The organism is uncultured Neptuniibacter sp. (genome assembly GCF_947498015.1).
Taxonomy (GTDB): domain Bacteria; phylum Pseudomonadota; class Gammaproteobacteria; order Pseudomonadales; family Balneatricaceae; genus Neptuniibacter.
Map to the genome: position 1 here is coordinate 1 of NZ_CANMIR010000012.1, position 11,900 is coordinate 11,900.

General features: G+C 45.8%; 12 protein-coding genes and 1 tRNA gene. 8 read left to right on the plus strand and 5 right to left on the minus strand.

Going from position 1 to position 11,900, the window contains the following annotated elements:
- Positions 1 to 77: transfer RNA gene (locus Q0882_RS13635), tRNA-Asp, on the minus strand.
- Between the two features lie 346 nt (positions 78 to 423).
- Between Q0882_RS13635 and syd the strand changes: the two genes are divergently transcribed.
- Positions 424 to 987: a SecY-interacting protein gene (gene syd, locus Q0882_RS13640; RefSeq protein WP_299182786.1), complete on the plus strand. Its 564-nt coding sequence runs from the start codon at positions 424 to 426 to the stop codon at positions 985 to 987.
- A 4-nt stretch (positions 988 to 991) separates the two neighbouring features.
- Positions 992 to 1,573, plus strand: a complete 582-nt coding sequence (locus tag Q0882_RS13645) for a YajG family lipoprotein (protein ID WP_299182789.1) — start codon at positions 992 to 994, stop codon at positions 1,571 to 1,573.
- Positions 1,574 to 1,622: 49 nt separating this feature from the next.
- Here Q0882_RS13645 and Q0882_RS13650 read toward each other — a convergent pair whose 3' ends face one another.
- Both Q0882_RS13650 and msrB read right to left on the minus strand, forming a co-directional pair.
- Positions 1,623 to 2,291: a DNA-3-methyladenine glycosylase I gene (locus Q0882_RS13650; protein ID WP_299182792.1), complete on the minus strand. Its 669-nt coding sequence runs from the start codon at positions 2,289 to 2,291 to the stop codon at positions 1,623 to 1,625.
- On the minus strand, positions 2,292 to 2,702 hold the full coding sequence (gene msrB, locus Q0882_RS13655) for a peptide-methionine (R)-S-oxide reductase MsrB (protein ID WP_299182794.1): 411 nt from the start codon (positions 2,700 to 2,702) through the stop codon (positions 2,292 to 2,294).
- A gap of 174 nt (positions 2,703 to 2,876) precedes the next feature.
- On the opposite strand from msrB, the gene Q0882_RS13660 reads away from it, so the two are divergent.
- The 3 genes from Q0882_RS13660 (at position 2,877) to Q0882_RS13670 (ending at position 5,530) form a co-directional block, all read left to right on the plus strand.
- Positions 2,877 to 4,091, plus strand: coding sequence for a pyridoxal phosphate-dependent aminotransferase (locus Q0882_RS13660; protein WP_299182796.1), 1,215 nt, complete (start codon positions 2,877 to 2,879; stop codon positions 4,089 to 4,091).
- Positions 4,092 to 4,197: 106 nt separating this feature from the next.
- Complete coding sequence (locus Q0882_RS13665; RefSeq protein WP_299182799.1) at positions 4,198 to 4,569, plus strand: hypothetical protein; 372 nt, start codon at positions 4,198 to 4,200, stop codon at positions 4,567 to 4,569.
- 133 nt (positions 4,570 to 4,702) lie between these two features.
- Positions 4,703 to 5,530 carry an HDOD domain-containing protein gene (locus tag Q0882_RS13670; RefSeq protein ID WP_299182802.1) on the plus strand — a complete coding sequence of 276 codons (828 nt, stop codon included), beginning with the start codon at positions 4,703 to 4,705 and terminating at the stop codon, positions 5,528 to 5,530.
- A gap of 41 nt (positions 5,531 to 5,571) precedes the next feature.
- Here the strand turns inward: Q0882_RS13670 and Q0882_RS13675 are convergent, their stop codons facing one another.
- On the minus strand, positions 5,572 to 6,057 hold the full coding sequence (locus Q0882_RS13675; protein ID WP_299182805.1) for a hypothetical protein: 486 nt from the start codon (positions 6,055 to 6,057) through the stop codon (positions 5,572 to 5,574).
- Positions 6,058 to 6,963 (minus strand): class I SAM-dependent methyltransferase, encoded by a 906-nt coding sequence (locus Q0882_RS13680; protein ID WP_299182807.1) that lies wholly within the window; start codon positions 6,961 to 6,963, stop codon positions 6,058 to 6,060.
- Between the two features lie 151 nt (positions 6,964 to 7,114).
- Between Q0882_RS13680 and htpX the strand changes: the two genes are divergently transcribed.
- The 3 genes from htpX to Q0882_RS13695 all read left to right on the plus strand — a co-directional run bounded on the left by htpX (position 7,115) and on the right by Q0882_RS13695 (position 11,812).
- Complete coding sequence (gene htpX, locus Q0882_RS13685; RefSeq protein ID WP_299182809.1) at positions 7,115 to 7,993, plus strand: protease HtpX; 879 nt, start codon at positions 7,115 to 7,117, stop codon at positions 7,991 to 7,993.
- A gap of 403 nt (positions 7,994 to 8,396) precedes the next feature.
- Positions 8,397 to 10,376, plus strand: coding sequence for a methyl-accepting chemotaxis protein (locus Q0882_RS13690; RefSeq protein WP_299182811.1), 1,980 nt, complete (start codon positions 8,397 to 8,399; stop codon positions 10,374 to 10,376).
- Positions 10,377 to 10,693: 317 nt separating this feature from the next.
- Entirely contained in the window at positions 10,694 to 11,812 is a 1,119-nt protein-coding gene (locus Q0882_RS13695; protein ID WP_299182813.1) for a high-affinity branched-chain amino acid ABC transporter substrate-binding protein, read from the plus strand.
- The last annotated feature ends 88 nt before the right edge of the window (positions 11,813 to 11,900 follow it).

Sequence of the window (11,900 nt, forward strand, 5' to 3'; positions counted from 1 at the left end):
TGGCGGAATGGACGGGACTCGAACCCGCGACCCCCTGCGTGACAGGCAGGTATTCTAACCAACTGAACTACCACTCCGCTTCGCGTCAGGAGCAATTACTTAGCGCCCCAAACGGAGTGCGAATTTTACGGGTTTTAATGGGGTTGTCAAACGTTTAAATAAAAAAATTTAAAAACATTTCCATTGAACATTCTTTGTACAAAATCAGTAGGTTATGTATAAACTTCTGCAAAAACAGCACCTTCCATAGAAGAGCGTTTAAAGTAACCAAATTCCTGATCAGCAATCTGGATAACCCGCCTTAAAATAATATCGGGTCTAGATTTTCATAACCGCTAAGAATTTGCTGAAAAACCAGGGAACAATTGATGTAAAATTCGTATCAATATCCCAACAAAACAATCTATATAGGCTGTACCACCTATGTCCGATTCTGGAATCAAAGCGGCCCTTGATCGCTTTGTTCAAAAATTTAACCAGCTTCACACAGATGCCCCCCTGATCCCTTACAACGCTCAATGGCCTTCAGATTGCTATCAAGAGAACGCAGCAGAGGGCACTTTAGTAAGATGGCGCCCCACTCCTCAGCGCAAAACCAATGATATGTTTATACGTATCGGCGAAGCGCTTGAAGAGAGTATCCATCCTGACGTGGAGGCATTTTATTCCCAATATTGGTCTGATCCACTTCCTGCTACCTGCCACGACGGCGACCTGAGCCTGATACAGGCCTGGAACAGCGAAGATATGGAACGTCTAAGAAGCAATCTCGTTGGGCACGCACTCTCAAAAAGACAGCAGAAAAGACCACTTACATTTTTTATTGCCTGCACTGAACCCGATGATGATTACTTCATCAGCGTGGACAATTACAGTGGTGAAATCTGGCTAGAAACACCTGGCAAGCCCCCCATCCGCAAACTTGCGGATAATCTTTCAACCTTTCTACTCTCCGTAGAACCCCGAAAAATAAAGGATATGGAGTAATCAGATGCGATTGAACCCTAAATTACCTCTATTAGCAGTTTTGATGACACTAGCCCTATCAGTGACAGGCTGTATGTCATTTAATGCTCAAACCCTTGATCTACACCCTGAGGTTCAAGTTAACCGTCAATTGAGTAAAGAGAAACGGATCGATGTACAACCTCTGGATCTGAGAAACTCTCCAGTTATTGGGCTTCGCTCGACAAGCAAACAGCCCCACCCTGAAATCCGCCTAAAAGACAGCTTGAAGCTACTTAAACACACCACTGAGCATGCCCTGGAAGACATGGGTATCCGAAGATTTTACGGTGGCGAGTTTACAATGAAGGTCAGCCTGTTAGATCTTAGTTATACGGCAAAAAAAGCAGCCCTGAAACAAACTGTTGATCTGGCTATGCTGCTACGTATTGAAGTGAGTAAAGGCGATAAAAGCTACACCGGAACCTACCGTTCGGATAAGCAGCATACTTTCGTTGGAATCCCATCCGAAAAAGAGAATGAGGAGATAATTGGAAAGCTTGTCTCTGAGACACTCTCTTTAGGTATGAATGACAATCAGTTGATCGACTTCCTTCAGTTCAACTGATCAATGAAGAGGGGCCATCTCTCATGGTTCCTCTTCCTGACCTGATAATTCACCAACCCACGGTATATGAGAGGAGCCGACTTATCTGACACAAAGGACGTCCTGATTCCTGCTGCCACTGGTTAAAACTTTCCTGTACTTTTTGAAGATCACGCTTAGCGGTCGGTTTTTTCTCTATCACCCCCTGCGCCTTCAATGCAGCCACCACATCATCCGTTAAGATGAAGGTATCCTTACCGACCATACGCAGAAAATATGCCCCTGAGTTCCCACCCAACTGGCTACCCTGTTTTTTCAATAGCGCCCAGAGATCGATAATCTTGTCACCCGGCCAATCAGCAAGAAAAGCAGCAAAACCTGAATGCTGACGGGCAAACTCAGTAACCATCAACGCATTAACCCGTGCTGATTTGATCTTTCCCCAGTGCCGAATCAACTTCTCATTCTGCATTAATGCCTCGAGTTGCTCATCACTCATCAGTGAAATTTTATCCGGATCAAACCCATAAAACGCTTTCTCAAATTCAGGCCATTTAGCATCAACAAGGGAGTGCTTCAATCCAGAACGAAATACCCGCCGCATCATATCACTGAGTATTCGATCATCGGCTACTTTAGCCAGCTCTGAAGCAGCAAGCGGCTGGGGCAGTAGCATCTCAATATCCTCTCCTGCTCGATGCTCCTGCACATGCTCATAGATCCATTTAAAAGATTTCATCTAAGCTTCGCCCTTCTCAAAATTCAGTGATGCTGAATTTATACAGTACCTTAAACCTGTAGGCTCAGGTCCATCTGGGAATACATGTCCTAGATGCGCATCACATTTAGCACAGGTGATCTCTGTTCTGACCATGCCATGAGATCCATCTCGATGCTCAGCGACACAATCAAACTCGACCGGCTGCCAAAAACTGGGCCAACCACTGCCAGAGTCATATTTATCCTCGGAACGAAACAGAGGCTCGCCACAACAGACACAGTTATAAAGCCCGATCTGATGATTATTGTAATATTCACCCGTAAACGCTCTTTCAGTCCCTTTCTCTCTACAGATCCGGAACTGCTCAGGACTCAGAAGAGTTCTCCATTCATCCTCTGAACGCTCTACCTTTTTATTCTCATTACTCATAAAAACCCCCATGAAGAAAAAAGCCCAGACCGCGCTATTCCCCTAGGTTTAAGTCAATAAAAGGCGTATGATTAGCCTCTTTTTTCAGTGGCACAAACACGATTATTTGGTCACTAAGCAATAGGACAAGCTCCAGCAAGAGAGATTCCCGACTGGAGATCGCAGGACATAAAAATGCCAGTTATCCGTAAATCAAACAAGCTGATCAATGTATGTTATGACATTCGAGGCCCCGTTCTTCAGGAAGCAAAACGCCTGGAAGAAGAGGGTCAGCGAATTCTTAAATTGAACATTGGCAATCCCGCCCCATGGGGTTTTGAAGCGCCAGAAGAGATTGTGCAGGATGTCATCCTTAACCTGCCCGCCTCTCAGGGATACTGCGATTCAAAAGGTTTGTTTTCTGCCCGCAAAGCAGTGATGCAGGAGTGCCAGAAAAACGGTATCAAAAATGTCGGCATCGAAGATATTTATATCGGAAATGGCGTTTCTGAACTGATCGTTATGGCGATGCAGGGCCTGTTAAACGATACTGACGAGATGCTAATTCCTGCGCCCGACTATCCTCTCTGGACCGCTGCGGTTAGCCTCAGTGGCGGCAACCCGATCCACTATCGGTGCGATGAGGAGCAGGACTGGGCTCCCGATATTGAAGATATGCGCAGCAAAATTACTGAGCGTACTAAGGGTATTGTTGTCATCAATCCGAACAACCCAACCGGAGCGGTCTACCCTAAAGCGGTGCTCGAGCAGATCATCGATCTCGCAAGAGAGCATAGCCTCATTATCTTTGCTGATGAGATCTATGACAAAATTCTCTACGATGGTGCTGAACACATCTCGCTGGCTTCCCTCGCAGAAGATGTTTTATGCGTATCATTCAACGGACTCTCTAAATCCTATCGTGCTGCGGGGTTCCGCTCAGGCTGGATGATTGTAAGCGGCCCTAAACACAATGCCCGAGACTACATTGAAGGCCTCGAAATGCTCTCCAGCATGCGCCTGTGTTCCAATGTTCCCACACAGCACGCTATTCAAACTGCACTAGGTGGCTACCAGAGCGTAAATGAGCTTATTGTCCCTGGCGGTCGTCTATATGAGCAGCGCAATCTAGCCTGGGAAATGCTGAACGAGATCCCTGGCGTAAGCTGTACTAAACCAGAAGGGGCGCTTTACCTGTTCGCGAAACTTGATCCTGAAGTTTATCCGATCAAGAATGACGAAAAGATGGCACTTGATCTTCTACTGCAACAGAAAGTTCTGATCGTACAAGGCAGTGGCTTTAATCACCCGGACACACAGCATTTCAGGCTGGTATTCCTACCACGGGAAGACGAGCTCAGAGACGCGATTGAACGTATCGCCACATTCCTTAAAACTTATGAACAATAAAACAACGGCCACTTTTTAGTGGCCGTTTTTGTAAAGACAATGTAACTAAACCGTCTTATACTTACGTATAACTTTCAATCCGACTTCAGAATTAGTGGAACCAACAATGTTTATCAAGGTAAGAAAAAACTGCGGCATCTATATGGAACATAACGGACTGGAGCAACGCCATTTGGTTCCGGTTACGTCCAATTTTCTCATCAACCTTAACCATGTGGGCGAAATCTCTTTCTACACAATCAAAGAATCTAAAACGCGTTTAGATCTTGAACACCATGAAGTGACCGTCCCTCCTCACACACGTGTTATCCATCTTCAGATGAGCTACCTGTTCGGCTCATACAAAGAAACCGTTAACGATAAGAAGGCCCGTCTTGTGGATCGTTGTTTCTACAAACTCTACTTCATGCCAGAAGAGATGGGGCAATATGAAGAGATCCGCGCCCAGATTGAAGGCATGGTCATCAATCAGGACTAAAGACAGAGCAGCTGAAAAGCTGCTTTTTTTACGCCTGATCCACCGGTTTTACTTGATTGAATCTTATAAAGATTTAATTATTGTCTGAATAAAGCCCTTCACAGAATAAGAATTCGCCACGTAAGGAATCCGCATGGAGATAAGCGAACTTTTAAAGCAAACAGACAAACTACCCAATGTTCCCGATGTGGTTCGCCAGTTAATTCAACAGCTGAACAACCCTGCTGCAGATTACGGCGAGATTGCCGAAAAGGTATCACAGGATCAGACGCTCTCTCTGAAGATTCTCAGACTTGTTAATTCAGCCCATTTTGGTCTTACCCGGAAAGTTTCCTCTCTCGATCAAGCGGTCATTATGCTGGGGATGACTCGATTAAAAACGCTGGTTATTGCTACAGGACTGGCGAGTTCTGTAAAAGAGATTAAGGGGCTGGATTTAAAAGCGTTCTGGAAGGAATCTTTTCGTATAGCAGCACTGTCAAAATGGTTTGCCCAACAAAACTCCAATGTCGATCCTGATATCGCCTTTACTGCAGGGCTGATACACAATATCGGTACACTCCTGATCTACCTGGCAACACCGGAAGCTGCCCTTCAGGTTCAAAAATTGGTGGAAGAAACCGCTTGTGAACAAACAGCTGCTGAGAAACACTGTCTTGGATTCAGTATTCCTGAAGCCGGTCAGGCTCTCTTGGATATGTGGAATTTCCCTTCAGAGTTGGGTATTGCCGCTTTACAGTGCCAAGCCCCTCTCTCATATGAAAAACCCAGCGAACTTGCAGCAGTCATCCATTTAGCACACCTGATTAATGATCTGTCTGAAAGTGATGAAGCTTTGGAAAAGGCAATAGAGCAATATCCCCACGACGTGGCGGAACTCGCAAATATAAAGCTGGAGTCCATGCCCCTGCTTGAAGAAGCATTGAAGCTTGAATCCGGCTTGGATGGCTTACTTAGTTAGAATGTAAGCCCGATTATGGCAGCCAAAAGGCTGCCGTACCGCTATGCCAACCTAGGCGACATTACAGCCTTGATACACTGAATAATATCTTCAACATCATCCAGTGCCCTATGACGACGTAACTGAGCCTTCGCGAGAAAGCCAAACTGAATGATCTGTTCTCTATCCAAGAGGTATTCAAGACCGGATAATTTAAAACTGGGCGCAAGGTCAGCAGCTCTAAATAAACGCATCATCCAGAAATGATCGAGTTCAAAAGCATCGCTGACAACGACCTTATCTTTCAATTGCCTATTGAGCCTTTTACAGGCGACCCGTATATCCTCTCCCTGTGTAACCAGATCATCCCGGTCAATTCCATGCATCTCTTCAGCATGCTCATCCCAGAAATCCCAATCAGCAGCCGTATCCGGATTGATCAGAAAACTATCCATCTCTCCTGTTGAATCATTTATCCAGGCAATCTCTATCGGATAGGAGTGCGAGCTAAGCCCACTCGCTTCGAGGTCGATACAAATTAACTCCACTTATCTCTCCCTGGTATACAGCAGAACTTTCAGCCCCTTTTCCAGCTCAGATTCTGGGAAATCATCGGGGTTTTGTAGCCGCTCTATAAACTGAAAGTCAGGACACTCTTCCAACATCAACTGTTTTAAAAACTCGGTTCCATTTTTGGGATCATTATGACAAGCCAGAACCTGCGCACCCTTCTCGGCCAGCTCATTCAAGCGCCTGATCACCTTCCGGTAATCCTTTTCAGCAACAAAGCTACCTGGCTGAAAACTGGGTGGATCAATCACAATCAGATCATAAGGCCCATACTGCCTCACTCTTTTCCATGAGCGGAAGAGGTCATAAGCCAGAAATTTAACCCGTTCACCCGAAAGCCCGTTAAGTGAGTGGTTCTCTTTACCCGTGTTAATCGCACCTCGGGACATATCTACATTAACAACCCGCTCCGCTCCTCCAGCCAAAGCAGCAACTGAAAAAGCACAAGTGTATGAGAAAAGATTGAGAACCCGTTTTCCACCCGCATTGTGCATCACCCAACGGCGCCCCTCCCGCATATCCAGAAACAATCCGCTATTCTGGTTACGTTGAGGTTTGACCTGATAAAAAAGACCCAGTTCCATTGTATTCATCTGTTCAGGCACCTCACCCCAGGCAAGATCCTGCTTTGCATCCCGGCCACGGCTACGCTGCTGAATAACGAGTCCCTTAATAATCTCGAACTGTTTCAACGCATCACTTAAGTGATCTATCCAGTCGGGCTCTACCTCTTTATAAAGTCGCGCCACAGCAACAGGTGGAAACCAGTCAATGACCAGATGCTCAAACCCAGAAAAGCAGTGTCCACGGCCATGAAAAATTCGTCTTGATTCACCCTGCGAAAGCGGTAACTGCTTTGCAACTTCAGTAATGACCGTCTGCATTAATCGTCCTGTCGTATCCACGTAAAAATTGGGGGTTGATTATAGGGGGCGTTGCGAACTGAAACCAGAGAAGTAAAGACTTTGCACCTTGAAACTTTTATTATCCATCCCCATCTAATCTGTAGTTTCAACCACAGGAATAATGTAAAACATGATGCGAATCGGTCTTTTATTAGCAACAAACTTTGCTGTTCTTCTTGTTGCCGGCATATCTCTTAATCTTATCTTTGGTAGTTATATCACCAGTGCAGGCCTTAACCTGCCGGTGCTTCTTATCTTCTGCGCAGTATTTGGCTTTAGTGGATCCCTGATCTCACTGTTCCTTTCAAAAAAAATGGCCAAGATGTCTACGGGCACAGAGATCATCACTCAGGCAAGAAATGCAGATGAACAATGGTTGCTGGATACAGTTGCAGAACTGTCACATGATGCAGGAATAAAGATGCCGGAGGTCGGCATATTCCCCGCTCAACAAGCGAATGCATTTGCAACTGGATGGAACAAAAACGACGCACTGGTCGCTGTCAGCCTGGGATTATTGCAAAGGTTCCAGAAAGAGGAGATCAAAGCGGTTATGGCCCATGAGATAGGCCATGTAGCAAATGGTGATATGGTGACCATGACCCTGATTCAGGGCGTGATGAATACGTTCGTTCTGTTCCTGACCCGCGTAGTTGTTTACGCTATTGATCAGTTCACTCGCAATGAAGAGGGTGAAGGCGGTCTAGGCTTTATCGCTCAGTTTGCACTAACCATCGTACTGGATATTATTTTTGGTTTTATTGCACATGCAATTGTTGCCTGGTTCTCTCGCTACAGAGAGTTCAGAGCCGACGAATCCGGCGCCAGCCTCTCCTCCAATCACGCCATGATCGGTGCATTACAGCGCCTAAAAGCCGAATCCGAAATACCCAACCAGATGCCAAGCACTCTAACGGCATTTGGTATTAACGGCGGTAAGATCTCTGAACTGTTTTCTACCCACCCACCATTGGATGTGCGTATAGAATCTCTGCAGAAGAGAAGCTAATTAATTTACGCTTCGACTAGCTTCCTGTTATACAGGAAGCTAGTTCTTTACCAACCGGCATCTACTCCCCTTCACTTCCGCTTACAGTCATACAGGCATTATCGATTCAACCGACTGTAGACGCACCTCACTCCTCCAAGACTGTTTAAAATACCAACACCCTACCTTCCCCCAAAATCCTTAAATAAAAACTATACCGGCAGCCAGAACCTTTGGAGCGGCCGGCCCATTACTTAAAAACAGCTGATTACCCATTACAATCAGTACTAAAGTGTAATTTTCCCTGTATCTCTACCACCGAATTAGTTTAGAGTATGACATAAGTACTTTCCCTTACTTGTGTTTGAATATTAAGATTGGGACGGTCAAAAATAAAAACAAAATAACTGCCTGGAGTAGTTAAATGAGCTTAAATCTTACCCATAAAATCACACTTGGTTTTGCCGCATTGGTTGTGTCTATCCTGATTGTCGGCGGTGGCGGATTGGTCGGTAACAGTAATATCTATGAAAGACTGAACCATATCACCGAAGACACACTTCCTATCCTGGTCGGAAGTTTCAACCAGATGATCGAGCTTCAGCAAGCGAATCAAAGTCTATACAGCACACTCGCTGAAGAAGAATCAGATAAAATTGAGTCAACTACAAAACAATTTATCGGTCATATCGGCGGGTTCAATAAAAAACTCCTGGCACTGACACCTTTAGTTGAAAACACCCCCTCACTTAAGCAGCAAATAGGGCTAATCAGTCAGCAAAGCAAAAGCTACAGTAATCAGGCCAATGTTGTTTTTGATCTTCATAACACCCGGCTACAGCTTGATAAAAAAGTGACTGAACAAGCATTAGATCTACAGGGTAAAGCAGATTCAGTGCTTGCATGGACTCAGCGTTATCTCAGTAATAGCAACAATAGCGAGGGCGTAATCGCAGCACGGAATCTTACCAGAAGCATGTCTAAGCTACGGGTACAGCTAACTAATTTTCAGCGAAGTGGAAATCTGAAAGCGCTTAACGACAGAGTTAAAACAAATGAAGGCGATCTGCTTAAACGCTATGAAGAGTTCAAGCAATCAGATAGCAAAGCTGGGCAGATCACCAGCCTGATTCCAGCAATCCATAAACACTTCTTCCAGAAAGATGGCTTAATAGACCTGTACAACCGCAAAGCCGATACACGTGATAAATTAGCCCAGCAACTTATCGCAACCCATAAAAGCCTTGCAGAGGTCACTCACTCTGCCAATCAGTTTATCGCCTTTGCCAAACAGGAAGCTGGGGAGGCCCAGGCAGCAGCTCAAGATGCCAACAATCTTAGCAGAGGCCTGATAATCGCACTTCTGGTCGGCACAACGGCCTTTGCCCTCGTAATCGCATTTATCACCATCAGTGCGATTCGCAAACCACTGTCTCAATTTACCTCAGAGCTAACCAAGCTTCGTGATGGCGATCTCACCGTAAGTTTTAATCAAAGCCGTAAAGATGAGTTTGGTGATCTGGCAGAGTCTCTGAACACGGTAGTATCCAGCCAGCGCCAGATCCTGCAAGACGTCGCGAAAGGTTCTGAGAACCTTTCCAGTGTTGCGCAGAAAAACTCGACAATCAGTCAACAAACCACTCAGGCGATGCATGCCCAGAGTGAACAGTTAGAGATGGCCTCCTCTGCCGCAACTGAGATGGAAAGCAGCGTGACCGAGGTTGCCAATCACAGTGCCACTACTTTGGACGCTGTCCATCAATGTGAAAGCCTCAGTCAACATGTTAATCGCAATGTTGATCAGACACTACGCAGCATTCAAGCTCAGGCAGAAGCGATAAATGAAGCGGTCAGTGTCAGTAACAGCCTGGCAAATTACAGCACTGAGATCGATGCTATTCTCGAAACCATTCATGCCATTGCAGAACAAACCAACCTGCTGGCGCTTAATGCAGCGATTGAAGCTGCCCGCGCAGGCGATCATGGCCGAGGCTTTGCAGTTGTTGCCGATGAGGTCAGAGGTCTCGCCAGTCGTACCCGGAACTCCACAGATGAGATCCAGGAGATGATTGAAAATATGAAGGGAAGTATCCAGCAGGTCGTATCAGTAATGCAGAGCAGCTACGATCAGGCCCAATCCTGTGTAGGCCATGCAAATACATCGCAGGAATCCCTTGCCAACATGAATGAATCTATTGGCAATATCCGTTTCCTGAATACGCAGATCGAAGATGCGGCTCAACAACAGCGTCAAGCCGTACAGGAGGTGAGCACCCAGCTCAATAGTATCAATCATGCTGCGAGCGAAACCTCAGAAGGGGCTGAAGAGGCCTCCTCTGGAAGTGATGAGCTACTAGCGATCGCCCAGCAACAACAAGGCCTTCTGAAGCGTTTTACTCTCTAAATCCGGTTGGGCCCTGACCGCTATCAGGGCCAACTCTCTTGAACCGAATATAGAGCTACTCTCTGAGGAAAAAATGGGTTTTCACTGGCTAATCTCCTCAGACGGTAGTTTTTTTCATTACCCAGCATAAATTTTAAGGTCAAAATTGCCAATTAGGCCGACTTTTCCTACCTTTCTTCTATAACTGTGTACAAGATCCCGTAGCAGATCATTGTTTCATTTTCATGCAGAGGGTATCTTTGACCCGATTTATTAATAACCCAAATATTTCCTAATCCTCACAAGGGATTTCAAATAATAAAAATTTGAGGCATATAATGAAAAAAATCGCCAAGAAGCTGATGACACTGGGAACCGTAGCTGCACTGGCAGGTGCTGTGTCTATCGCTAATGCAGAAACCCTGAAAATTGGCCTGGCTGGTCCAGCAACAGGCCCCGTCGCTCAATACGGTGACATGCAAAAAATTGGTGTAATGGCAGCCATCGATGATATCAATAAAGCTGGTGGCATTAATGGCATGCAGCTTGAAGGTGTTATCTACGACGATGCTTGTGATCCAAAGCAGGCCGTAGCTGTTGCCAACAAAATCGTTAACGATGGTATCCAGCATGTAGTCGGTCACCTTTGCTCCTCATCGACTGAACCTGCGACTGATATTTATGAAGAGGAAGGCGTGCTGATGATCACTGCAGCATCTACCTCCCCTACGATTACGGAAAAAGGCTTCCAGCTGATTTTCCGCACAATTGGCCTCGACAGCCTTCAGGGTAGCCTTGCTGCAGATCACATTCTTGGCACCGTTAAGCCACAACGCATTGCGGTCATTCATGATAAACAACAGTATGGAGAAGGTTTGGCGACAGCGGTTAAATCCAAACTGGAAGGAAATAACTTAACTCCAGTTATGTTTGAGGGTGTGACGCCTGGCGATAAAGATTTCTCTGCTCTGATCGCAAAACTGAAAAAGAATAACATCGATTTCGTTTACTACGGTGGTTACCATCCAGAACTCGGTTTGATCCTGCGTCAGTCCAGCGAGAAAGGCTTTAACGCACAGTTTATGGGGCCTGAGGGTATCGTAAACTCTGATCTGGCAAAAATTGCAGGTGATGCAGTGGAAGGCGTTCTGGCAACCGCACCCAAAAGTTTCGATCAGAACCCAGTTAACCAGGCGCGTGTAGAAGCGATTAAAGCAAAAGGTGAAGATCCGACAGGTCCGTTCGTGTTTACAGCTTATGCAGCCGTGGAAGTGATGACCAATGCAATCAAGGCCACCGGTAAAACCGACCCGTTTGAACTGGCCGATCATATTCGCGCAAACTCCCTGGACACAGCCATTGGTAATGTGAAATACAATGAGAAAGGCGACCTGACTGAGTCTACCTTCCTTGTGTATCAGCTTCACAAAGATGGCACTAAAACTCCGGCGCAGTAATATAACAATAACTAAGCGGATTAAAACTGAATCGCCTACAAAGTTATTCAGAAGAGATCCTTACCCCCTAACCCTGTGATCCGGGGTT